The sequence below is a fragment of the Fulvimarina uroteuthidis genome (genome assembly GCF_034321785.1).
Taxonomy (GTDB): domain Bacteria; phylum Pseudomonadota; class Alphaproteobacteria; order Rhizobiales; family Rhizobiaceae; genus Fulvimarina; species Fulvimarina uroteuthidis.
Map to the genome: position 1 here is coordinate 946,748 of NZ_JAXLPB010000001.1, position 23,621 is coordinate 970,368.

General features: G+C 66.2%; 22 protein-coding genes. 9 read left to right on the forward strand and 13 right to left on the reverse strand.

The annotated features are described in order from the left end of the window. Position 1: 1 nt before the first annotated feature. The 6 genes from U0C82_RS04385 to U0C82_RS04410 form a co-directional block, all read right to left on the reverse strand. The gene (locus U0C82_RS04385; protein WP_322185835.1) at positions 2-1,015 is read right to left on the reverse strand and encodes an NAD-dependent epimerase/dehydratase family protein; all 1,014 of its coding nucleotides are present in this window, start codon (positions 1,013-1,015) and stop codon (positions 2-4) included. After that, positions 1,012-1,452 (reverse strand): EamA family transporter, encoded by a 441-nt coding sequence (locus U0C82_RS04390; RefSeq protein WP_322185836.1) that lies wholly within the window; start codon positions 1,450-1,452, stop codon positions 1,012-1,014. The genes U0C82_RS04385 and U0C82_RS04390 overlap by 4 nt, the downstream gene beginning before the upstream one ends. Positions 1,453-1,522: 70 nt before the next feature. Further along, complete coding sequence (locus tag U0C82_RS04395) at positions 1,523-2,947, reverse strand: FAD-binding oxidoreductase (protein ID WP_322185837.1); 1,425 nt, start codon at positions 2,945-2,947, stop codon at positions 1,523-1,525. Further along, entirely contained in the window at positions 2,940-4,376 is a 1,437-nt protein-coding gene (locus U0C82_RS04400) for a UbiA family prenyltransferase (protein WP_322185838.1), read from the reverse strand. Before U0C82_RS04400 ends, U0C82_RS04395 begins: the two co-directional genes overlap by 8 nt. Before the next feature lie 186 nt (positions 4,377-4,562). Beyond that, positions 4,563-5,396, reverse strand: a complete 834-nt coding sequence (locus U0C82_RS04405; RefSeq protein ID WP_322185839.1) for a ferredoxin--NADP reductase — start codon at positions 5,394-5,396, stop codon at positions 4,563-4,565. 249 nt (positions 5,397-5,645) lie between these two features. Beyond that, a complete protein-coding gene (locus U0C82_RS04410; protein WP_322185840.1) occupies positions 5,646-6,152 on the reverse strand; it encodes a DUF3429 domain-containing protein in 507 nt (168 codons plus the stop codon). Between the two features lie 188 nt (positions 6,153-6,340). On the opposite strand from U0C82_RS04410, the gene U0C82_RS04415 reads away from it, so the two are divergent. The 6 genes from U0C82_RS04415 to U0C82_RS04440 all read left to right on the forward strand — a co-directional run bounded on the left by U0C82_RS04415 (position 6,341) and on the right by U0C82_RS04440 (position 11,399). Then, positions 6,341-7,459 (forward strand): branched-chain amino acid ABC transporter substrate-binding protein, encoded by a 1,119-nt coding sequence (locus U0C82_RS04415; RefSeq protein WP_322185841.1) that lies wholly within the window; start codon positions 6,341-6,343, stop codon positions 7,457-7,459. Continuing rightward, positions 7,456-8,448, forward strand: a complete 993-nt coding sequence (locus tag U0C82_RS04420; protein ID WP_322185842.1) for a P1 family peptidase — start codon at positions 7,456-7,458, stop codon at positions 8,446-8,448. Before U0C82_RS04415 ends, U0C82_RS04420 begins: the two co-directional genes overlap by 4 nt. An 89-nt stretch (positions 8,449-8,537) precedes the next feature. Beyond that, on the forward strand, positions 8,538-8,861 hold the full coding sequence (locus tag U0C82_RS04425) for a hypothetical protein (RefSeq protein ID WP_322185843.1): 324 nt from the start codon (positions 8,538-8,540) through the stop codon (positions 8,859-8,861). A 70-nt stretch (positions 8,862-8,931) separates the two neighbouring features. Then, positions 8,932-9,642: a DUF2259 domain-containing protein gene (locus U0C82_RS04430; RefSeq protein WP_322185844.1), complete on the forward strand. Its 711-nt coding sequence runs from the start codon at positions 8,932-8,934 to the stop codon at positions 9,640-9,642. Positions 9,643-9,791: 149 nt separating this feature from the next. Next, positions 9,792-11,114, forward strand: coding sequence for an adenylosuccinate lyase (gene purB / locus U0C82_RS04435; RefSeq protein WP_322185845.1), 1,323 nt, complete (start codon positions 9,792-9,794; stop codon positions 11,112-11,114). 78 nt (positions 11,115-11,192) lie between these two features. Next, positions 11,193-11,399, forward strand: a complete 207-nt coding sequence (locus U0C82_RS04440) for a hypothetical protein (RefSeq protein WP_322185846.1) — start codon at positions 11,193-11,195, stop codon at positions 11,397-11,399. Positions 11,400-11,463: 64 nt separating this feature from the next. Here the strand turns inward: U0C82_RS04440 and U0C82_RS04445 are convergent, their stop codons facing one another. Beyond that, on the reverse strand, positions 11,464-12,219 hold the full coding sequence (locus U0C82_RS04445) for an endonuclease/exonuclease/phosphatase family protein (protein WP_322185847.1): 756 nt from the start codon (positions 12,217-12,219) through the stop codon (positions 11,464-11,466). A 273-nt stretch (positions 12,220-12,492) separates the two neighbouring features. Between U0C82_RS04445 and cls the strand changes: the two genes are divergently transcribed. Continuing rightward, positions 12,493-13,926 carry a cardiolipin synthase gene (gene cls / locus U0C82_RS04450; protein WP_322185848.1) on the forward strand — a complete coding sequence of 478 codons (1,434 nt, stop codon included), beginning with the start codon at positions 12,493-12,495 and terminating at the stop codon, positions 13,924-13,926. A 48-nt stretch (positions 13,927-13,974) separates the two neighbouring features. Here the strand turns inward: cls and U0C82_RS04455 are convergent, their stop codons facing one another. From U0C82_RS04455 to crtY, 3 genes are read right to left on the reverse strand one after another with little or no spacing between them, the layout of a single operon-like run. Further along, complete coding sequence (locus tag U0C82_RS04455) at positions 13,975-15,021, reverse strand: phytoene/squalene synthase family protein (RefSeq protein WP_322185849.1); 1,047 nt, start codon at positions 15,019-15,021, stop codon at positions 13,975-13,977. Beyond that, positions 15,018-16,550 (reverse strand): phytoene desaturase, encoded by a 1,533-nt coding sequence (locus tag U0C82_RS04460; protein ID WP_322185850.1) that lies wholly within the window; start codon positions 16,548-16,550, stop codon positions 15,018-15,020. The genes U0C82_RS04455 and U0C82_RS04460 overlap by 4 nt, the downstream gene beginning before the upstream one ends. After that, entirely contained in the window at positions 16,547-17,725 is a 1,179-nt protein-coding gene (gene crtY, locus U0C82_RS04465; RefSeq protein WP_322185851.1) for a lycopene beta-cyclase CrtY, read from the reverse strand. Before crtY ends, U0C82_RS04460 begins: the two co-directional genes overlap by 4 nt. Before the next feature lie 349 nt (positions 17,726-18,074). Here crtY and U0C82_RS04470 point away from each other — a divergent pair, with 349 nt between their 5' ends. Then, positions 18,075-19,343 carry an MFS transporter gene (locus U0C82_RS04470; RefSeq protein ID WP_322185977.1) on the forward strand — a complete coding sequence of 423 codons (1,269 nt, stop codon included), beginning with the start codon at positions 18,075-18,077 and terminating at the stop codon, positions 19,341-19,343. A 20-nt stretch (positions 19,344-19,363) separates the two neighbouring features. On the opposite strand, the gene U0C82_RS04475 is transcribed toward U0C82_RS04470, so the two are convergent. The 3 genes from U0C82_RS04475 to U0C82_RS04485 all read right to left on the reverse strand — a co-directional run bounded on the left by U0C82_RS04475 (position 19,364) and on the right by U0C82_RS04485 (position 22,085). Continuing rightward, the gene (locus U0C82_RS04475; RefSeq protein WP_322185852.1) at positions 19,364-20,152 is read right to left on the reverse strand and encodes a glutamine amidotransferase; all 789 of its coding nucleotides are present in this window, start codon (positions 20,150-20,152) and stop codon (positions 19,364-19,366) included. A gap of 4 nt (positions 20,153-20,156) precedes the next feature. After that, complete coding sequence (locus U0C82_RS04480; protein WP_322185853.1) at positions 20,157-20,630, reverse strand: tellurite resistance TerB family protein; 474 nt, start codon at positions 20,628-20,630, stop codon at positions 20,157-20,159. Between the two features lie 237 nt (positions 20,631-20,867). After that, positions 20,868-22,085: an ROK family transcriptional regulator gene (locus U0C82_RS04485; protein WP_322185854.1), complete on the reverse strand. Its 1,218-nt coding sequence runs from the start codon at positions 22,083-22,085 to the stop codon at positions 20,868-20,870. Positions 22,086-22,368: 283 nt separating this feature from the next. Here U0C82_RS04485 and U0C82_RS04490 point away from each other — a divergent pair, with 283 nt between their 5' ends. Then, complete coding sequence (locus U0C82_RS04490) at positions 22,369-23,397, forward strand: sugar ABC transporter substrate-binding protein (RefSeq protein WP_322185855.1); 1,029 nt, start codon at positions 22,369-22,371, stop codon at positions 23,395-23,397. The last annotated feature ends 224 nt before the right edge of the window (positions 23,398-23,621 follow it).

Below are 23,621 nucleotides of genomic sequence, written 5' to 3' on the forward strand. Positions count from 1 at the left end.
CTTATTCGGCGGGTTGCATGACGGATGCGCGCTTGCCGGACGTGCCGGCGAGCTTGGCGCGATATTCGCTGTAGGCGGCGATGAGCATGTCCTCGTCGCGATATTGCGGAACCCAGCCGAGCTGTTCGCGCCCCTTGGTGACGTCGAGAACGCATTCCTCGTCGGCGATCAGGTATTGCTCGGGGTCCATCAGCGGCCGGTTGAGCCAGTCGAGCGCGTCGAGCGTCTTCTTCACGGCCCAGGCCGGCGTCGGGATCAGGATCGACTTCGATCCGGCATGGGCGATGAGATCGCCGAGAAGCTTTTTCACCGGCGGCGGGTTCAGAGAACCGAGATTGTAGGCCTCGTTCGGAACGCCCGCCTTCCACGCGAGGCGCGCGGCCTCCGCGCAATCGAACACCGAGATGAACTGGTACGGGTTGCGGCCCGATCCGATCATGGGAACGGGAAGATTGTTGTCGATCAGCTTGAACAGCTTCTCCAGGATGCCGAGACGGCCGGGACCGATGATCAGGCGGGGGCGGAACAGGGAGATGTTCATGCCTTTCTCGCGCCAGTCATGGGCGAGATATTCGGTGTCGAGCTTGGACTGACCGTACTCGCCCAGCGGCGCGACGGGGTGCTCCTCGGTCATCGGATAGGTCTTGGTGTGACCGTAGATCATGTCCGTCGTGAAATGGACGAGGTTCGAGGCCCCCGCCTTGTCCATCGCCTCGATGATGTTCTTCGTGCCGTCGTAGTTCACCGGATAGAAGAAGGCGTGACGCTTGGCGCGCACCTGGAGCGGCGACAGCATCTTGGCCGACAGGTTGTAGACCATGTCGTCGGGCCGGATCCCGAGCCGTGCGATCGCCGCCGGGTCGGTCACGTCACAACGGATGTGGGCGACGGTCGCATAGTGGGGGAAATCGCCCTTGGCGATATCGACGACGATGGCTTCCTCGCCGTCTTCGTTGAGCTTGCGGGCAAGATGACGGCCGACGAAGCCGTCTCCTCCGAACAGGATATGTCTCATTGCGAAACCTCGTGGGCAGCGGATTTGGTGAGTTCGGCGACGGTCCCGGCCTCCTCGTGGACGGCCGAGCCGCCCTGGGCGATGAAGTACGTTCCGACGCAGATGAGGGCGATGCCGCCGACCCGGTACGCGTTCAGGTCTTCGTGGAAGACGAAATACGCGATCACCGCGACCGCGACATAGGCGAGCGACAGGAAGGGATAGGCATAGGACAGCTCCACCTTCGACAGGACGTAGAGGTGCGAGGCCATGGAGACGACGAAGGTCAGGAGCCCGAGAAAGACGAAGGGGCTGAAGACGATCGACAGGATCTTGAAGATCGGATTGACGCCGGCAAAGCTCAGATTGCCGAGTTGCATCATGCCGTACTTCAACAGGATCTGTGCCGCCGCGTTGGTGAACACGGTAAACAGAATAAAGGGAAGATATTTTGACATTCCAGAATGTCTCCGTTCGAAACGACGTGTCTCTGCTGCCCGTTATACGGAGTGCGATGCGACTGATTCGTTAAAAGGCCGGCGTTCCGACCGGTGCCGGCCGGGCATCGTCTCGCAGGGTAAACGTATCGTTCGACGGCGCTTCGGCCTGGTTCGACGAAACCGGCCGTTCTGCGGCGTTGCCCACCGTCCGCAACCAGAAATCGGACACCATCGCCCGATCGCGCAGGGCGTCGAGGTCTTGGAAGCGGGGAAAGCTCGTCGCGAAGGTCGCCGAACTCATGCGGTGGTGCTTGTAGGGGTTGACGGCGCCGCCCGCCTCGATGGTGATCCGGTCGAGCTCTTCCAGCAGCGCCAGCGTTCGGGCACCGCGGTTGGGAAAATCCAGGGTGAGCGTGTAGCCGGGCCGCGCGAAGGCGGTGATGCCGGGACTCGCGATCGCGCCGAACCGCTTGAGGACGGTCAGGAAGGATCCCTGCCCGTGCGTATGGGCGCATTCGATTAGCGCCCGCACGCCCGCCGGACCGTGTTCGTCCGGGATCACGCCCTGATGCTGGCAGAGCCCGCGCGGCCCGTAGAGGCGGTTCCAGCGGCCCACGCGGTCGAGCGGAAAGAAGAAGCCGTCGAAGGGCACGGTGCGCGCGTGGGTTCCGGGCTTGGCCTTGCGATAATAGACTTCGTTGAACGCCTTCAGGGCCGGGCCCATCAGCGGGCTGACCGGTGGGGTCAGCGGCACGCTCGCGATCGGCGGTCGGCCGACGCCGTCGCGCCTGCCGGATGCCGCATGGTCGCCGCAGATCAGATGGCCGCGGCCGAACCGTTTGCCCGTCGCCAGGGAATCGATCCAGGCGACGGCGTATTCATGGCGTTCGTCGGCCGCTTCGGCACGCTCGAAATAGTCCTCCAGCCGGTCGAAGCGCGTCGTCGTCTCGCAGATTTCGGTCGAGCCGACGCGCATCAGCCGGATGGTCGCCTCTTCGATCAGCCCGGTCAGCCCCATGCCGGAAATGGTGGCGGCGAAGAGATCGGCATGTTCGGTGCGCGAGCAGGTGAGCCGTCCCTGATCCGAGCGCATGAGCACCAGATTGTCCACATGGACGCCGAACGTGCCCCGGCGATGGTGGTTCTTGCCGTGAATATCGTTGGCGATCGCACCGCCCAGCGTCACGAACTGGGTTCCGGGCAAAACCTGCGGAAACCAGCCCCTGGGGCCGGCAAATGCGATGATCTCCGACAGGAGGATGCCGGCCTCGGCTTCCAGAAGGCCGGTCTCTTCGTCGAAGCTCAAGATCCTTGCGTTGCGGCGCGCCTCGATCATGCCGCCGCCCGACAGAAGGCAACTGTCGCCGTAGGAGCGGCCATTGCCGTAGGGCAGGCAGCGAACGCCCGGCTGCCGGGACGCCCTGTCGAAATCGGCGGGAGAAACCGCATGCGCGCCGCTCGCGACCGATCCGCCCCAGCTCGAAAACCGCACCCGGTCCCCGTGATCAGACATAGGCCGCACCGAGGAACATGGCTGCGCCCAGACCGATCATCATCTGCGAGCGCCAGTCCTGCAGGATGAAGACCACCGGGTCCTCGTGCATCTGGTCGCGGCGGGCCAGAATCCAGATCCGCGAGATGATGTAGAGGAGGATCGGACAGAGCGGCCAGACGAGATAGGGAATGTCGTAGTTCTGCGCGACCTCGGGGCTGTTGATGTAGAGCGCCAGGACCAGCACCGAGGCGAAGCCCGAGGACATGCCCATCTGGCCGATCGTCTCGATGTCGGCATCCACATAGCCGCGCCCCGTGGTTGCACGCCCGGCACCGACGCCGAAATCCTGCAGTTCGGTGAAGCGCTTCACGAGGGCCAGCGACAGGAAGAAGAAGATCGAGAAGGCGAGCAGCCAGAAGGAGGTGTTGACGCCCGTGGCCTCCGCGCCCGCGATGATGCGCGTGGTGTAGAGGAAGGCCAGCGTCATCACGTCGATCAGCAGCATCCGCTTCAGGGCGAAGGAATAGGCCGTCGTCGCGACCATGTAGCCGGCGAGCACCAGGGCGTAGCCGATCGGCAGGAAGAGTGCGGCGAAGACGGAGACGGCGAGAAGCACGGTCGCCATCTTCAGCCCTGTCGGGATGCCGAGACGCCCGCTCGCGAACGGTCGGCGACGCTTGGTCTTGTGCCGGCGATCGGCTTCGAGATCGAGGAGATCGTTGACGATATAGACCGCGGATGCCGCCGCCGAAAAGCTGACGAACGCCAGGAGGGCGGCGAACAGCATGCCGAAGTTCATGAATTCGTGGGAGAGCGCCACCGGCACGAAGACGAGAACGTTCTTCGTCCACTGATGCGGGCGCATCGCCTTGACGGCGGATTTCAGGCGGCCTTTCTCATGATCGATGAGCGTCGATCCGGTGCGCCTCTGCCAGCGCCGCGCCGTCCGGTCCGGCGCGACGACGGTCGCCTCGGCCGCCGCTTCCAGAAGACAGATATCCTCGTGGGAATTGCCGTAATATTCGAAGCCGTCCGCGCCGGTCTCCGCCTCGATGCGCTGCAGCTTGCGGGTCGCGGTCAGGTTCACCCCGTCGCAGGACGCCATGACCGCGTCGAACAGGCCGAGATGGTCCGCGACCGCATGGGCGAGACGCTCGTTGGAGCCGGTCGCGAGCACGATACGGCGGCCGGCCTGCTTCAGCGCCTTCAGCTCGTCCACGATTTCCGTGCGGTAGGGCAGCGACGCGGCGTCGAACCTGACGCGGCGTGCCAGCTCCGCCTTCAGGCAGGCCTTGCCGCGGAACGCCCAGACCGGCACCTTGACCAGAAGCTTCGGGTCCTGGCGCGCGGCCAGGAACAGCGTCTCCCAGAGAAGATCGCTATGGATCAGGGTTCCGTCGAGATCGACGTAGACCGTGCGCTCTGCCTGTGTAACACGTGCGTCCAATGATCGGGCCTCCGCCTCGGCTGTCGCAGCCGGTTCGCCTGGCCCTGTTGTAAGCAGATGCGATTTTCAAACATTGAACGGACGGAGCGTAAGGCTTCGCTTTTATTGTCTGCGGTTAACGAAATACGACCGCCGCGGGACGATCCGCGACGGCCGCAAGGCGTCATGAATTGCCGCTTGTCCCGATCAATCGACGAAGGCGCGCTCGACGACGAAGGTTCCCGGCGCGTTGTTCGCGCCCTCCTCGAAGCCGCGCGCCAGAAGCAGCTTCTCGGTGTCCTTCAGCATGGCCATGGAACCGCAGATCATTGCCCGGTCGGTCTCGGGATTGAGCGGCTCGATGCCGAGATCCGAGCACAGCTTGCCGTTCTCGATCAGGGTGGTGATGCGCTCGCCCCGCGTCTCGCCCTCGCGGGTCGCGCTGGCGTGGAAGAACAGATCCTTCCCCCCGACGATCTCCTGCATCATCTCGTCGGTCTTCATGTGATCGACGAGCTGGCGCCCATAGTCGAGCTCCGCCGTTTCGCGGCAGGTCTGGGTGAGGATGACCTGGTCGAACTTCTCGTAGGTTTCCGGATCGCGCAGCACCGAAGCGAAGGGCGCGATGCCGGTGCCGGTGGAGAACATGAACAGCCGCTTGCCCGGGATCAGCGCGTCGTGGACGAGCGTCCCCGTGGGCTTCTTGCGCATCAGCACCGTGTCGCCGGTCTTGATCTTCTGCAGATGCTCCGTGAGCGGACCGCCGGGCACCTTGATCGAGAAGAATTCCAGCTCCTCGTCCCACGAGGGCGAGGCGATCGAATAGGCGCGGTAGACCGGCTTTTCGGCGTTCGGCAGGCCGATCATGACGAACTCGCCCGAACGGAAGCGGAAACTCTGCGGCCGCGTCATGCGGAAGGCGAACAGCCGATCGGTGTAGTGGGTGACCGAGGTGACGGTTTCGGCGAACACATTGGCGGGAATGGCGAAACCACCGGTCTCAGGCATCGATTCGGCAGTCGTTTCAGCAACGGAACTCATGCAGCGTCCTTCATGGCATGGCCGGAAACCGAGACCAGTCCGGGCGCCTTTCGGCAAGCGCCACCAGTCTCGGCCATTCCCGACGTCTGAATGTCTTTCGCCGACGCTCGAACGAGACCGGCGGTGCGTTGCGTCCCAACATAGGGGAGGCCCGGCGCTTTCGCAGCACCGGGATGTCCTTTAGTTGCGCCGCTCTTCGAACAAATTTTGCGTTCGGGCCCGCAACGGCGGACGGATCCGCCCCTTCGGTCAGAAGAACCCGCTCGTCGAGACCCAATAGGCGACGGCGGCGAGAGACGCGATCGGCAGCACCATCTGCAAAGGACGCAGCTTTGCGAAATAGAGCGGCGCGCGGCCTTTTCGCGCGCTGATCGGATCGAGGATGGCGAGCGCCAGATACCCGGCGATCTCCAGACCGATGCCGAGAAGCGGATAGGCCCACACCACCGCGACGGTCGCGCCGAACCCCGTCAGGAACAGGAACAGCATCATGGCGAGCTGGGTGGCTTTCGGTCCGCCGGGCTGGCGAAAGCTGACGCCGCGCCGCACGCCGGCAAGAAAGGTCAGGATCGCCGCGCCCCAGAACAACGTCAGGTTGAGGGTGAGAAACGCCCAATTGTCCGGCAGTACGAACAGGCCGATCGCGCCGGCCACCAGGGGCAGCATGGCGAGATAGCCGAAGAACAGTCCATCTCCCGGAATCTCGGCGGGCTCCTCGGCCCGGATCGTACGGCTTTCGGTCCTGTCGCTGCTCATCCTGCTTGCCCTTTCCCTGCACGGCCGCCTCGTCGGGCCGCGACGGATCAACGTTCGGACAGGCCTTCGGGTTCGCGGCCGCCGGCGCACGTGTCGAAACGCCCCATCGTTCGGGGCGCGCGAGGCGTGGCCCTCGGAGGCAAAAAACCGGTTTCCTCTTTGTCGCCCGGCGCTTTATGAACGATGCCATGTCCGGTCCTTGTTCCCGTCTCCCCCGCCTGCTCCGCTACGGCCTCGTCTCGGCCGGTCTCGGCGCATGTCTGCCGGCCGTCTCGGCGGCCGAAACGATCGTCGGCGTTGCCGCGCCGCTGTCGGGATCGAGCAGCCTTCTCGGCGAGCAGGTCGTTCGCGGGGCACGCTCCGCGGCACAGGGCGACACCACCGTCACGACGGCGGACACCCGATGCAGCGCCGATGGCGGGCGCGACGCCGCGGAACGCTTCGTCGCGTCGGGCGCACGCGTGGTCGTCGGCTTTCTGTGCACCGAGGCGCTGCAGGCCGCGCTTCCCGTCCTGACGCAGGCCGATATTCCGGTGCTTGCCGTTGGCGTGCGCACGAGCCGCATCACCGAGGCGCGGGAGAAGACCGGATACAAGGTCTGGCGGATCGCCCCACGCTCGGATGCGGAGGCGCGCGCCATCGCCGATACGATGATCGCGCGCTGGCGTGCCGAGCCCTTCGGCCTCGTCGAGGACGGCTCGATCGCCAATCGCGGCCTGACCGACACGGTGCGCCGGCTCCTTGCCGACGAAGGGCTGGAGCCTGCGGCCACCGACAATTATCGGCCGGCGGAAGAAAAGCAGTTCGGCCTCGCCAGACGCCTGATGCGCACCGGCGTGACGCGGTTCTTCATGGCCGGCGACCGATCCGATATCGCCGTGATCGCGCGGGACGCGGCCGAACTCGGTCTCGGCCTCGAGATCATCGGCGGCGAAAGCCTCGTCGACGAGGCGAGCCCGGACCAGCCGCTGGCCGAAGGCGTCACCGCTGTCGCTCCGCCGCTCCGCCACGCGGCACCGGCGGCGGACGGGTCCGCCGCGCAGGATCTTCGCGGCTATGCCGGCCCGGCCCATGCGGCGATGCAGATCGCGCAGGCGGCCGTCTCGACGCTCGCCGGCTCGACCATCGAGGAGCGCAGTCTGGCCGACATCTTGAACGAGGCCACGTTCGAGACGCTTCTCGGGCCCGTCGATTTCGACGCGAACGGCGACAGCGACGCGGTTCGCTATCGTGCCCTGCGCTGGAACGGCGAGGCCTTCGTGCCCGAGGCGGGCGAGGACGCGGCGCCGCAGGAACCGCCCGAATGAGCGAAAACACGCCCCTCTGGCGCGCGGGCGCGCGCAACGACATCACCGACGTCGAGGGCCTCGCGGTCGGCAATGCGCAGGACCGCGAACTGGCAAGCGGCACGACGGTCGTCCTGTTCGACGCACCCGCCACCGCCTCGGTCTCGATCCTCGGCGGCGCGCCGGGCACGCGCGAGACCGATCTTCTCGGTCCGGAAAATCTCGTCGGCGGCGTCGATGCGCTGGTCCTGTCCGGCGGCTCGGCGTTCGGGCTCGATGCGCCGGGCGGCGTCCAGGCCCACCTTCGCGAGGAAGGGCGCGGCTTTGCCGTGGGCACGGCCCGCGTGCCCATCGTTCCCGGCGCGATCCTCTTCGATCTCCTCAATGGCGGCGACAAGGGCTGGGGCCGTTATCCACCCTACCGGGAGCTCGGCTACGCCGCCGCGACGGGCGCTTCGAAAGATCCGGTGGTCTGCGGGCGATCGGGTTCGGGCTACGGCGCGATGACCGCACGCATGCGCGGCGGACTCGGCACCGCCTCCTGCGTCCTTGCCTCCGGCGTCACCATCGCGGCCCTCGTCGCCGTCAACGCCGCCGGCTCCGCCACGATCGGCTCCGGGCCCCATTTCTGGGCCGCGCCCTTCGAGATCGACGGCGAGTTCGGCGGGCGGGGCCTGCCCTGCCCACTGCCGCGGGACGCCGCCTCTCCGTTCTCGAAACTGCACGTTTCAGCGGGCGGCAACACGACCATCGGCATTCTTGCGACCGATGCGACCCTCGACAAGCCGGCCCTGAAACGCCTCGCCGTCGCGGGCCAGGACGGCTACGCGAAAGCGATCTGGCCCTCCCATACCGATTTCGACGGCGATCTCGTCTTCGCCGCCGCAACGGCGCGGCGCGCGGTCCCCGCCGACGCCGTCTCGCGGATCGAACTCATGGCGGCGGGCGCGGCCGTCATGGCCCGGGCCGTCGCGCGCGGCGTGTTCGAAGCGAACCGCGATCATCCATGACGCACGAAGCGATCTTGCCGGCGGGCGCAAACCGGGCGAAGCTCGCCGCCCCGGCGACCCGTCCCTGCCGGCAGAGGAGTAACCTTTCGATGCGATCCCTGTCGTCCTGCCTTGCCGCAGCGTGCCTGGCTTTCATGGTGCCGTCCGCCGCGAAAGCGAACGCCGAGGCGCCGCCCTTCGTCGGCACATGGGATTGCGGCGTCGCCGTCTTCACCTTCACGGATAACGTCTACGACAATGGGAGCGAGGATCTGCCGATCCGCCATGTCGAGACCGGCGCGGACGGAGCCTACACCCTCGTCTTCGACGAGGATTACCGCATCACGCTTTCGGGCTTTACCGGGAAAGAGATGGGCTGGTACTCTCACGCGAGCGGCGACGATTTCGACTGCACGCGCATCACGGCCCGCTGATCGAGGGACACCCGAAGACATGGCGCAAGGGCAGACGTCGGCAGGCGGAAGAGGAGCGTTCGGGACCCGAATGGTCTTGGGCCTTCTGCTCGCCGCGTTCGGTTTCGGCAGCTCGGCCGCCGCCGGCGACATCGCCACCCTCGAGCCGATCGGCTTTTCGCAGGACGGCGATCTCTTCGCCTATCAGGAATCCGGCATCCAGGACGGCTCCGGCTTTCCCTATGCGCATATCTTCGTGCTCGACCTGAACGCGGACCGTTTCGTCGATCCCTCGCCGGTCCGGGTGCTGCTGAAGGACGAGGCGGCGAGCGTCGCGGACGCGATGAGCGAAGCGCGCGCAATGGTCGCCATGCTGTTGGCCGAACGTCTCGCCGATCCCCGCAAGGGAGAGGTGGTCGTCGAAAACCTGCCGACCGACCTGTCGGCCGATCCGAAGACCGCCCGCTTCGTGCCCCGGGCGATTTTGCCCCCGATCGACGATCCGATCGAACTGCGCCTCTCCACCTTCGCGCTTCAGGGGCCGGAGTTCTGCGAGGCCGAGACGCGCGGCTTCCGGCTGGCCCGGATCGCGCTGGTCGCCGGCGCGGCGACGTCCGTCCTCCACGAGGATACCGGTATTCCGGTCTCGCGGTCATGCCCGCTCGACTACGGCATTCGCCAGGTGCGCATCTACGAGAAGCCCTCCGGCGGATTTGCGGGCGTCGCGCTGCTCACCGTGACGAGCCGCGGCTTCGAAGGTCCCGACATCCGCCATATCGCCCTGCCGGTGCCGCTGGACTGAGAGGGCGCCTTGCGGGCCAGGACAGCCGGCGATAGGCCCTCGGCAAGGATCGGCCGGACGCCCGGACGGGGTTTCGATTGAGCCTTGGCAAGCGGTCTGTTAGATCGCAGGGCGAACCGTTCCGCCACACGCCGTCGAAAGTCCACGCCATGATCCCCCGTTACGCCCGGCCCGAGATGGTCGCCGTCTGGTCGCCCGAAACCAAGTTCCGCATCTGGTTCGAGATCGAGGCCCACGCCTGCGACGCGCTGGCCGAGCTCGGCGTCATCCCCAAGGATGCGGCCCGGACGATCTGGGAAAAGGGCAATGCCGCGACCTTCGACATCGACCGGATCGACGCGATCGAGCGCGAGACCAGGCACGACGTCATCGCCTTCCTGACGCATCTCGCCGAGATCGTCGGGCCGGATGCGCGCTTCGTCCATCAGGGCATGACGTCCTCGGACGTGCTCGACACCTGCCTCAGCGTGCAGCTCGTCAAGGCGACCGATCTTCTTCTGGCCGACATGGACAGGCTGCTCGCGGCGCTGAAGACGCGCGCGTTGGAGCACAAGGACACGATCACGATCGGGCGCTCCCACGGCATCCACGCCGAGCCGACCACGTTCGGCGTCAAGCTCGCCCAGGCCTATGTCGAGTTCGAGCGCTGCCGGGCCCGCCTCGTCGCCGCGCGCGAGGAGATCGCGACCTGCGCGATTTCGGGCGCCGTCGGCACGTTCGCCAACATCGATCCACGCGTCGAAGAGCATGTGGCGAAGGCCATGGGGCTGACCGCCGAGCCGGTCTCGACGCAGGTCATCCCCCGTGACCGTCACGCCATGTACTTCGCCGTCCTCGCCGTCATCGCCTCGTCGATCGAGCGCCTCGCCACCGAGATCCGCCACCTCCAGCGCACCGAGGTCCTGGAAGCCGAGGAGTTCTTCTCCAAGGGCCAGAAGGGTTCGTCGGCGATGCCGCACAAGCGCAATCCGGTGCTGACCGAGAACCTCACCGGCCTTGCCCGCATGGTCCGCTCCTACGCCCTGCCCGCGATGGAGAACGTCGCGCTGTGGCACGAACGCGATATCTCGCACTCCTCCGTCGAACGCTACATCGCGCCGGATGCGACGATCACCCTCGATTTCGCGCTCGCCCGCCTCACCAACGTGATCGAGAACCTTCTCGTCTATCCCGAGCGCATGCGCGGCAACATGGACCGGCTGGGCGGCCTCGTTCATTCCCAGCGCATCCTCCTTGCCCTCACGCAGGCCGGCACTTCGCGCGAGGACGCCTATCGCCTCGTCCAGCGCAACGCCATGAAAGTCTGGGAAAGCTATCACGTGGCCGGCGTTGCGACCGTCGACTTCCTCGAAGAGCTGCTGGCCGATCAGGAGGTGCGCGCGGCCCTGTCCGAAGAGGAGATCCGCTCGCGTTTCGATCTGGGCTACCACACCAAGCATGCCGACACGATCTTCCGGCGGGTGTTCGGCTGACGGCAAGGCCCGGCGGTTGGCCGCCGGGCCGCTCGCGCTAGCTATCTCCGTCGGTTCAATCAGCGCGGAGACTGATCCATGGCACCCAGAATGGGACCGAGTTTCGAGAAGGGCCGCAGCCGTGCGATCCTGTGGCCGGTCGTGGTCGTCCTGGCCGCGATCGGCATCTACTTCTTCTTCGTGAGCAATCCCGAGGACGCGACGCCGACCGACGATCCGACGGAACCTGCGACCGCGAGCGATCTTGCCGAGCCCGAAACCGTGACGACGCCCGGCGCCGAATAGGACCGAAGCCGGTTCGGTCCGCCCGGGCCGCAGCTCTCTGTCGTTTTCCGCGGAGGCCCTCGGATCAGACGTCCATCACCAGCATCTGGTGGTCGGAATAGGGCTGATCGACGATGGTGACGCAGGCGCTGCTCCTCAGATCCTCGGAGATGAGGCAGGTGTCGAGGGCCGCGCGCCAGGGGCCGAAGCGGAATGTCGGCTCCATGCCCCGGTTGGCGTGAAACAGGTGGCCGGAAGCCAGCAGCGGCTTCAGTTCGCGCTCGCCGCGGAACACGTTGAAATCGCCGACGACGATCGTCGAGGCATCCTCCTCCGCGACCCAGCCGGCGAGCTCCTCGATCTGGCGCGCTCTCTCCGTGACGACGAGCGACAGATGGACGACGAGGATGCGCAGGTTCGTCGTCGGCCCGGTCATCCGGATATCGTAGACGAGCTTCTTCTTGCCGTCGGTCAGATAGCGGTCGGCCGCCTCGACCGGCGCCTTTGCGAGGAACGCGTTCGACTTGCCGTAGGAGAAGTGGAGCGGCGACAGGATGCGTTCCGTCCCGTACTTGCCGTGCGCGACCGAAACCGGGAACAGCTTGCCGCCGATCGTCGGCAACTGGTCGAAGAAGCGGTTGGTGATCGAGCCGCGATCGAGTTCGACGAGACAGCAAAGGTCTGGAGACAGTTCCTCGACCACAGCCGTCAGTTGCGAGATGCTGGTCGTCTGCGCCTTGATCGGCGTGTAGACGTGACGCCAGAAGCGACCGACATGCTGGCGGAACGAGCCATCGATCCCGCGCAGATAGCCGAGATTGGCGTAGACGATGCGGGTCAAGGGATACAGCGCTTCTTCAGAGGGTCCACGGGCATGTGGGTTTGCAAGGCACGGCGGATATGTCTGGCCAGATAGATCGCCGGGCGCGGGATGCAAACGGTCGGCCGCGAAGTTTTGCGCGCAAGGCCGGCGGCGACCGCGTTCCGATGCGGCGGGCTTCCCGTTCGCCTCCTGTGCCTTAGACTTGATCTCCCGTTCGGCGTGCTGGAAAAGCGCGATGGCGACGCGTCCGTCGCGGCGCAGACGATTTCAAGGACGAAACCAGTTTTGGACATGACCGCCATCGGTGTTTTGACGATGCTCCTGCAGATCGCGGGCTGGACGATCCTGTTCGGCGCCCTCGTCTACATTCCGTTCCGCAGGTCGCCCGCCGCATCGCAGGCCTGGCTTCTGCTCTTCTTCTTCCTGCCCTGGGTCGCCCTGCCGCTCTACCTCGTTCTCGGCAACGCCCTGCATCCCAAATGGCGCCGCGTGCGGCTGGCGCAGTTGCCGGCGGTCCTGGAGCCGATCATCCAGCGGATCGGCGGGGGCGCGGCGACCGACAAGGGCGCGCTTCGGTCCCCTCACCGCATCACAGCCCAACTCGTCGAGAAGATCGGCCGCCTGCCGCCGGTCAGCGGCAACGAGGTGGAGTTCGACGCCGATTACGACCGGGTGGTGGAACGCATCGCGGCCGATATCGACGGGGCCAGGCATCATGCCCATCTCTGCTTCTACATCCTCGAAGCGGACGAGGCCGGCAACCGGGTCATCAGCGCGCTGGAGCGTGCCGCCAAGCGCGGCGTCCACTGCCGGCTTCTCGTCGATGCGGTCGGGTCGTCCTCCGACTACAAGAGCATTTCGAAGCGGCTTCAGGGCTCTGGCGTCGAGATGCACACCATCCTGCCGCTGCGTTTCTGGAACGAGGCGACCCGCCTCGATCTTCGCAATCACCGCAAGATCGTCGTTGTCGACGGACAGATCGGCTGGGTCGGCTCCCAGAACATGCACCGGATCGAATACGAGCCGAACACGTTCTACCGCGAGCTGATGGCCCGGGTGACCGGTCCTGTCGTGCTCGAACTCCAGACCATCTTCGTGGCCGACTGGTATCTGGAGACCGAGGAGGATATCGGGACCGGAGAGTTCGTGCCGCCGGAAAACCTCGAGCGCAGCGGCGCAGCGATCTGCCAGGTCATGCCGACGGGGCCCGACTTTCCGGAAGCCGGCGTGGATGTCCTGTTCACGGACATCATCCACAATGCGCGCGACAGGGTGGCGCTGACCACTCCCTATTTCGTGCCGAACGACGAACTCCTGAACGCGATCTCGACGGCCGTGCAGAAGGGTGTCAAGGTCGAGCTGTTCATCACCGCGACGACCAACAGCTTCCTCATCGACACCGCGCAGGCCTCCTACTTCGAGGATCTCCTCATCGCCGGCGTCGAGGTCTATCTCTACAGCGAGCGATTCCTGCACGCCAAGCACCTGTCGATCGACGGGGACATCGCGATCATCGGTTCGTCCAACATGGATCTCAGATCCTTCGAGCTGAACTCCGAAGTCACGCTCATCGCCTATGACGAGACCGCGAACGCGGAGCTTCAGCGCATCGAGGCGGACTATCGCTCGAAATCCAAGCGGCTGGAACTGGAGGAATGGCGCAAGCGCGGCTTCTTCAAGCAGCTCGCCGAAAACCTCACCCGGCTGATCAGCCCGCTCCTTTGAGGCCCATCGCCTGCGAACGGCCGGCAAGCGTCGTGGAAAGGGCGGTCGTCAGCGATCCGACGCGTCGCCGAGCGCGGCAAAGCGCGGCCGTGTCCACAGATCGTCCGGTCGCCCGTGTCCGCCCTTGAAGACCCGCGAGCCGAGGGTCCGGCCCGCGCCGCGTGCCGCATGGGCGAATTTCGCCGCCGCACCCGTCGATGCACGATCGTCCCATGCCGCCTCGCGGCGCTTGCGGATCACCATGCCGATGTCGCGATAGACGCCGAGCGCCGTCGCGACCGCCCAGGCGGCCCTCGGCGGCAGGGCGGCAAGGCCGTGCGACGCCGACGCGTAATAGGGCTCGGCAAGATCGATCAGGCGAAAGGCGAGCTCGGCGGCGGCCTTCCGGTTGCGCGCAAGGTGAAGATCGCGCCGATCGAGGCCCAGATCCCGAAGCCATTCGGCGGGGACATAGACCCGGCCCGCCTCCGCGTCCTCGACGATGTCGCGCGCGATATTGGTGAGCTGGAAACCCATGCCGAGGTCGCAGGCGCGATCGAGCGTCCGCGTCACCGCTTCGCCGCCAAAGCCTCCGGGCCGCACGCCCATGACCCGCGCCATCATCACGCCGACCACGCCGGCCACGCAGTAGCAATAGTCGAGCGTATCCTCGATGGTCTCGTAGACGCGTCCGTCCACGTCCATGCGGAAACCCTCGAGATGCGCGATGACCAGGGCGTCGGGCAGATCATGGCGCAGCGCCACGTCGCCGATCGCATCGAACGCGGCCTCGCCGGTGCGCGAGCCGTTGATCGCGGCGAGCGTCTTGGTTTCCAATTCCCGCAAGCGCTCCTCGGCCGAAAGGTCCGAGATCCGACCCTTCTGCCGGAAGCCGAGAATCTGGTCGTCGACGACGTCGTCGCAGTGGCGGCACCAGGCATAGAGCATCATCGCGCTCGCCCGCGTGTCGCGGTCGAACAGGCGCGCGGCGGCCGCGAAGCTCTTGGACCCCTTGGCGATCGTCGCCTGCGCCTCGGCGGCGATCTTCGCGCGCTCGCATGTCCCGAACGGCAGGCTGCCGACAATCTTGGCATCGAGACTTTCGCTGAGGCTCACGCGCGCACCATGCTTGCGCGCGCATCCTCGATCATCAGGCCGGCGGTCGCCTTGGCGGAGCCGACGACGCCGGGAACGCCCGCCCCCGGATGGGTGCCGGCCCCGACAATGTAGAGGTTCGGGATCTGGTCGTCGCGATTGTGCGGACGGAACCAGGCCGACTGCGTCAGCACCGGGTCGAGCGAGAAGGCCGAGCCCAGATGGGCGTTCAGCTCGTCCCTGAAATCGTCCGGCGTGAAGATGCGGCTGGTGACGAGATCGGCCTTGAGGCCCGGAATGTAACGCGCTTCCAGATAGTCGAGGATCCTGTCGCGATATTTCGGGCCCTCGACGGCCCAGTCGATCGGCGCATTGCCGAGATGGGGCACCGGAGAGAGCACGTAGAACGAGCCCATGCCCTCGGGGGCGAGCGAGGGATCGGTGACACAGGGATTGTGGAGATAGAGCGAGAAATCGCCGGCCAGTTCCTGCCCCTTGAAGATCTCGTCGATCAACGGCCGATAGCGCGGCCCGAAGCACACCGTATGGTGGGCGATGTCCGGGCGATGGGTCTTCAGGCCGAAATAGATGACGAAGAGCGACATGGAGAAGCGCTTCTTCTGCAGCGCCTTGCCGTGCTTGCGGCCGCGCTCGGAGGTCTTCATCAGGGAGGCGTAGGTGTGGACGACATCGGCGTTGGAGGCAACGAGATCGGCCTTGAAGACGGCGCCGCCCCGCGTGCGGACGGCGCTCGCCCGGCCGTTCTCGATCGTGATCTCCGCGACCTCGGCATCGACCTCGATGCGCCCGCCAATATCGGTGAAGAGCTTGACCATGCCGCGCACCAGGGCACCGGTGCCGCCGCGCGGGAAGAACACGCCCCATTTGCGCTCCAGCGCATGGATCAGCGCATAGATCGAGGAGGTCGCGAACGGATTTCCGCCGACGAGCAGGGAATGGAACGAGAAGGCCTGGCGCAGCTGGTCGTCCTTGATGAACTGGGAGACCTTGGAATAGACGCTGCGATAGGCCTCCAGCTTCACGAGCTGGGGGGCTGCGCGCATCATGTCCCTGAAATTCAGGAAGGGAACGGTCCCGAGCTTTTCGTAGCCCTCGTGGAAGACCTCTTTCGAATAGGCCAGGAACCGTCGATAGCCGGCCACGTCCTCAGGGCTTTTCGCACCGATCTGGCGGTCGAGATCCTCCTGGTCGTCGGCATAGTCGAAGACGAAGCCGTCTTCCCAGGCAAGCCGGTAGAACGGCGCGACGGGCAGAAGCTCGACATAGTCGGAGAGCTTCGCGCCGGCGACCTCGAACAGCTCTTCCAGGGCGGTGGGATCGGTGATGACCGTCGGCCCGGCATCGAAGGTGAAGCCCTGATCCTCGTAGACATAGGCGCGGCCGCCCGGCTTGTCGCGCTTTTCCAAAAGCACCGTCTGGATGCCCGCCGCCTGCAGCCGGATGGCGAGCGCGAGCCCGCCGAAGCCTGCGCCGATGACGACGGCGGTCTTGGTGCCTGCGGAAAAATCGTTCTGCGGGATCTGGTTCATGCGGCCGCCCCCTCGACGGAACTGGGCGAAAGCACCTTCAAGGCCCCGATCACGCTGACGGGCGGCTTGCCCGTCAGGATGCGGACCTTGTCGGCACGGGTCAGATCGCCGGCGTAGAAACGCGAGACGAGCGGTTCGGGGAGCCGGTAGAAATGCTGCAGGATGACATAGCGTTTCAAGGGATCGCCCGCGAGATACAAAAGCCTGTTCAGCATACGGAAGAAACCGCGCTTCTTCCATGTCTCGACCGAGTGGCGACGTGTCGCATCGAACAGCGCGGCCGCCGAATGTTCGGGAAGCCCCGCGATGCGGTCGGCCAGATGCACCGCGTCCGGCAGGGAATAGCCGGTGGTCGGATGAAACAGCGCGGCGTTGAGGCCGCTCGCGGCGACCTCGCCCTTCTGCGCCCAGAACGCGTCGATGTCCCCGGCGAGCGCGATCGGAAGGACGCCGTCCTCCTCGCGCACCACCCTGCCCGCGGGCCAGCCCTTGTCGCGGCGGTAGGCGTCGATGTTCGCCCGGATCACGTCCCGGTCGAGCGCTTCGCCGTCCGCGTAATAGGTGTCCTCAACGAGAAGCCGGGTCGCCGACATGGGCAGGAGATAGACGAAGCGGTACCCGTCCGCCTGGGGGACGGTTGCGTCCATGATCACGGGACGGACAACCCCGTGCGGTGCCTCGAACTCGATTTCCTGGCCGAGAAACTTCTGGAAGCCGAGATTGAGATGCGGGCTTGCCCGGTAGCCGCGCCCGTCGATGACCGCGCCCGCCGCGACCGTCTCTCCGCCCTCCAGGGTCACCTGCGTCGGCGTCACGCCTTCCACCGTCCGCCCCGTGCGGATCGCGCCTGCCAGTCGCCCGGTCAGCTGGTCGCGGAACAGATCGGAGGACGCGCTGAGATAGCCCGTCGAGAGCTGGCGATAGCGATCGGGAAACTGCACCTCGTTGGTGGACCAGCGATGCACGATGAACGGCGCCATCCAGCGGTGCTCCGCGTGCGTGAGATCGTGCTCGTGGAACGACCAGGTGTGATTGCCGCCCGGTGCGTCCCCCGCCTCGAAGACGACGACCTTCAGGTCGGGCCGCAACTCCGCGAGCCGCCAGGCGATCAGGCCGTTGGCAAGCCCGCCGCCGATGAGCGCGATGTCGATCTGATTGTATCCCGATGCCTGCACGCCTGCTCCGTCCCGTGGATCACAAAGCGTGATCGTTTCGCCGTTCGTCCAATCAAGACCGTCACGATTCGTGCCGCATGGGCACGCCGCCTCACCTGCCAAGCTAATCGATCGGCGGGCTGCCTCAAGTCTTACGCAGTTTCTTGTGTCAAGGCGAATGGACGCGGGTCGTCCGGCGGCAACACCCGGGCCGAAAACGTGAAATCGGGGCCCATACACGCCATGCGATCGGTCGAAGGCTGATTGCGACGGCTCCGGCAAGGCGATAAGGCGACAGGTTTTCAAGGACCCATCGACGATCGGTCAGCATTCAGGAAGAACCAGCGTGGCCCATCTACCGACCGATCCGATCCCCGACGATCTCGGGTCCAAGCCCGGCGCGGGTCCGGCGCGGACGCCCGACGAGGACCGGTTCGCCGCGTTCCGGAACGACCGGTTCCTGCGCTACTGGCTCGCCCGGTTCCTTGCCGCCTTCGCCATCCAGATCGTCGTCGTGGCGGTTGGCTGGCAGATCTACGATCTCACCCGCGATCCGTTCGATCTCGGGCTCGTCGGGCTTTGCCAGTTCCTGCCGGCGCTGCTTCTCGTGCTGGTCACCGGGGCCGTGGCGGACCGCTATTCGAGGCGATGGATCATGGGGCTCATGGTGCTCGTCGAAGGCTGCGGGGCGCTCGCGCTGATGGTGTTCACCTGGGAGGGCCTCACCTCGCCGCTGCCGGTCTTCGTCATTCTCGTCGTCTTCGGGATCGCGCGGGCCTTCTTCGGGCCGGCGTCCCAGTCGCTGGTCGTCAATCTCGTCACCCGCGACGAGCTGGCCAACGCGATCGCGTGGAACTCCTCGTCCTGGCAGATCGCCTCGATCACCGGGCCGGTCGCCGGCGGCCTGCTCTACGGCGTCTCTCCCCTCGGCGCCTACGGCACGGGCGCCGTCCTGTTCTTCCTTTCGGCAATCCTCGTCCTGTCGATCCGAGCGCCGGCCCAGCGCCTTGCGAACGAGCCGGCGAGCCTCGAAACCGTGATCGCGGGTTTCCGCTTCATCTGGCACGAAAAGGTGGTGCTCGGCGCGATCTCGCTCGACCTCTTCGCGGTCCTTCTGGGCGGCGCGGTGGCGCTCCTGCCCGTCTATGCGCGCGATGTCCTCGAGGTCGGGCCATGGGGTCTCGGCCTGTTGCGGGCCGCCCCCGGCGTCGGCGCGGTCGCCGTCGCGATCTGGCTCGCGGCCCACCCGATCAAGAACAATGCGGGTGCGATCATGTTCGCCTTCGTCGCGGCCTTCGGCGCGTTCACCGTGATCTTCGGCCTGTCGACCGCACCCTGGCTGTCGATCGTCGCGCTGGCGCTGATGGGCGCATCGGACATGATCTCGGTCTATGTGCGCGAAACGTTGATGCAGCTGTGGACGCCGGACGAGGTGCGCGGGCGCGTCAACGCGGTCAACATGGTGTTCATCGGGGCATCGAACGAACTCGGCGAGTTCCGGGCGGGCACGATGGCCGCCTTCATCGGGGCGGTTCCCGCCGTCGTCCTCGGCGGATTTGCCACCGTCGGCGTCGCCGGGCTCTGGGCCTACATGTTCCCGGAGCTGCGCAAGGCCAAGCATCTGGCCGCGCGGGAATAGGCGCGCTGACGGGGCGGATGTCAGTCGGGGGAAACCGTGTCGCCGAAGATCTTCGTCAGGAACGTGTCGAGCCATTGGCGCACGGGTTCGTCGTGCACGCGGCGCCCGTGAAAATGGTCGCGGCGCGGCTGCGCGCCCGGCAGCTTCAGGCGCTCGTGGCCCTTCGTCGTCCAGCGATAGACCATCGCCATGGTCAGTTCGGCGTGGAACTGCACCGCGAAGGCCCGCCTGCCGTAACGGAACGCCTGGTTCGGATACCAGTCGCCCTCGGCCAGAAGCTCGGCGCCCGCCGGCAGCTCGAACCCGTCGGTGTGCCACTGGTAGACCATGTCCGGCCAATGGGAGATGAAGCTCCGGCCCGCCTCGGTCGCCCGCAAGGGATAATAGCCGATTTCGGAGAGGCCCTCGGCGTGGCTTCCGACCTTCGCGCCAAGATGCCTGGCGAGCATCTGCGCCCCGAGGCAAATGCCGAGGAACGGCTTTTCCTCGCGCAAGGGGACGGCCAGCCAGTCGGTCTCGCGGTCGAGATAGGGCAAGCCGTCGTTGACGCTCGGCGGCCCGCCGAACACGATCGCGCCGTGATGGTTCTCGAGCGTCTCCGGCAAGGGATCGCCGAGCACCGGCCTGCGGATGTCGAGCCGGACGCCGTGGCGCTGGAGAACCTGGCCGACGCGGCCCGTGGTCGAGCTCTCCTGGTGGAGGATCACGAGCAGCGGCCTGAGGTCGCGGCCATCGAGCCGGTAGCGCTCCACGCCGTCCGGCGTCCGCCCGTCCTTGCCCGGGCTATCGTAAGGAAAATGGTGCTTCATCGGGTCAGGGTCGCGCGCGATCGGCGAATTCCTTCTTCATGATCATCCGGTCGCGGGAGGAGACGCCGAGAAGCTCGGACACGCGCCAGACCACATTGTCCTCCAGCTCGTGAACCGCGCCGTCGGCGAAAGTGACCTCCCACAGATGGCGCACGACATCGGCGCGCTCCTCGGCCTCCAGCCGGTTCTTCAGGACCGAGGTGAAACGGTAGAGATCGACGGCCTCCTCGTTTGCGCGCTCGCCGGCCGCGGCCACTTCCAGCGCCTGCTCGTGCGACAGGCCGTAATCCTCGCGCAGCACCGCATCGAGGCTTTCGCGCTCCTCCTCGGTGACGATGCCGTCGGCACTGACCACGTGGAAGAGCAGCGCCGCGATGGCGACGACCAACTCGTCCTGGCCACCGGCCTCGCGCGGAGCGGCATCTGGGGAAATCTGGTTGAGCAGGTCGCGAAAACCTGAAAAGAGCGACCGTGCCATGGTCTGATGTCCTCGTCTTCGAAACTGGGCCCGCATCCGGTCGGGTCACCGCCGCGATAACCCCAGATGGTCACGGCGCCGCCGCCTTGCAAATGCGCATGCTGGGCTCACCTAGTGCGATCGAAGCCAAAGGCGCGCGATCGTCGGGAATTCGTGACGGTGGCCGTCCCGAAGAGCACGTCGGCGCGCCTTGCCTTCGAACGCGCCTCGCGGCGCGGTGGCCGCACGCGCGGCGCTTCATCCCCGCTCGGCATAGGGCACGCGCTGGTCGAGCAGGAAGCGTGCGAACAGGGGAAGGCTGGCAGCGCCCAGCGAGCGGGCGCTCGGGCCGACGCTTCCCGCCCGCAACTCGATCGGCGACAGGCCCTTCTGGACGAGCGCGGCGTGCTTCGTCCCGGTCGCATCGATCAGGCGCTGCAGCACGGGACGTGGCAGGGCCCCGTCGATGATGGCGCATTCGAAATCGTAGACCGCGCTCGACGCCAGGACCGCATAGGCCAGCCCGTAGGACGCGTCGTCGATCCAGCGATCGAGAATGTCGCCGAGACCGTCCCAGACGGTCTCGTCCTCGAAGATCGACGCCGGATCGCCCCCGGCATCGCGGATGAGATTTTCCAGAACGTTGATCGAGGCGAACTCGATCAGTTGCCCGGCCCCGCCCGAACGGCGCGGGATCGGCAGCGAACCCAAAGCGCCGGCATTGCCGAGACGGCCGAGGATGAGATCGCCGTTGATGATGATGCCGCCACCGGCGAAGGCTCCGACGAAGAAGTAGACGAAATCGGCCGAGTCGCCGCGGCCGAACACGTTCTCCGCGGCGCAGGCCCCGGTCGCATCGTTCGCCATGTAGACCGATACGCCCGTCAGCCTGGCGAGTTCGGCCTCGACGTGGAAATCGCGCCAGGGCGCCATCCCCTCCTCCGGCGCGCCGATCTCGGCCGCCCACGACCAGAGATCGAAGGGCATCGCGACGCCGAGGCCGGCGATGCGGCCGCGCAGCGAGGGATCGAGCTCCGCCGTCAGTTCGCCATGGGCGGCCTTGACGAAGTCGCAGGTTTCGGACACGCGCGGATAGCTGTAGCGCATCACCCGGCGCGCCCGGATCCGGCCGACGAAATCCATCAGGACGAGCTCGATCGAACGCCGGCCGATCTTCAGGCCGAAGGACAGGGCCCCATCGGGATTGAGCCGCATGGGCACGGATGGCTGGCCGACCCGGCCGCGCCGCGGCTCTTCGCGAATGACCAGCTCTTCGCGTTCCAGCGCCCGCATGATGACCGAGGCGGTCTGCGCCGAAAGTCCGGTCCTGCGCGCGATGTCGGCCTTCGCCATTTCGCCGTGGCGGCGGATCAGCGACAGCACCGCGCGCTCGTTGTGGGCCCTGAGGCCCGACTGGTTGGATCCGCGCGCCCGTCCGTCGACCGCTGGCGCCTCCGGGTTCGTCCCGTTCGTCATGTCGTCCTCCCTGCGGCGCGGTCGTCGTCCTGCAACGAACCGCTTGTCTCGCGGTGTGGCCCGGCGCATGATCTCCATCCCAGACATGTGCGCGTTCCGGCCTGTATAATGCCCGGAAAAAACCGCTTGTCCAATAAATAACTTTCTGTGATTTATATATTGACAGCCGGTCGTGTTCGGTGTTTCCTGCTATCAGTGCCCGCACCAGGGAGGTCGGGCGGACAGGTCGGAAAGCCCTTGTCTAACGGGTCCGGCCAGACTGTTTCACGGGAGGAACATTCAGGTGAGATTTCGCACGCTTCTCGGCACGACCGCACTCGTCGCAGCCACCACATTCGCTCTGCCTGCCGCCGCGCAGGACGCCGACACCAAGGCCTGCCTCATCACCAAGACGGACACCAATCCGTTCTTCGTGAAGATGAAGGAGGGCGCGACCGCCAAGGCCGCCGAAGTCGGCGTCGACCTGTCCACCTATGCCGGCAAGATCGACGGCGACCACGAGACCCAGGTCCAGGCGATCGAGAGCTGCATCGCGGCCGGCGCCAAGGGCATCCTGATCACCGCCTCCGACACCAAGGCGATCACCGACGTCGTCCAGCAGGCGCGCGACCAGGGCGTGCTCGTCATCGCCCTCGACACGCCGCTCGAGCCGATCGATGCCGCCGACGCCACTTTCGCCACCGACAATTACAAGGCCGGCCAGCTCATCGGCCAGTGGGCCGCCGCAACGCTCGGCGACGAGGCTGCCAACGCCAAGATCGCCCTTCTCGATCTCTCGCCGTCGGCCCCGTCCGTCGACGTCCAGCGCGACCAGGGCTTCCTCGAAGGCTTCGGCATCGACGTGAAGGACAAGAACACGATCGGCGACGAGGACGATCCGCGGATCGTCGGCCACGACGTGACCTCGGGCAACGAAGAAGGCGGGCGCACAGCGATGGAGAGCCTTCTCCAGCAGGATCCCGACATCAACGTCGTCTACACCATCAACGAGCCGTCGGCCGCCGGTGCCTACGAGGCGCTGCGCTCCTTCGGCAAGGAAGAGGGCGTCCTCATCGTCTCCGTCGACGGGGGCTGCCCTGGTGTCAAGAATGTCGAAGAGGGCGTCATCGGCGCGACCTCGCAGCAATATCCCCTCGAGATGGCGAGCCTCGGCATCGAGGCGATCGCCCAATACGCCAAGGACGGCACGGTTCCGCAGCCCAGCGAAGGCCTCGACTTCTTCAACACGGGCGTCAATCTCGTCACCGACGCGCCGGTCGAGGGGGTCGAATCGATCGATGTTGCGGAAGGCCTCGATCGCTGCTGGGGCTGATGCCCGAACGCCGCTGATTGCGGGCGCCGCGCCAGCGGCGCTCGCCGGAAGCGACGGTCCCGCGCATGCGGACGCGCGGACCTTCGATCAGGGTTCGTCGATCGTCGTTCGTCACGCGTCCGTCATCCGTTCGGCGCCCATGCCACGGAGGCGGAGCGGGCCGGCATAGTCTCGTCTCCGATACGAAATGGGTCCGTCCGAATATCCGGGTGGATGTCTTCTCC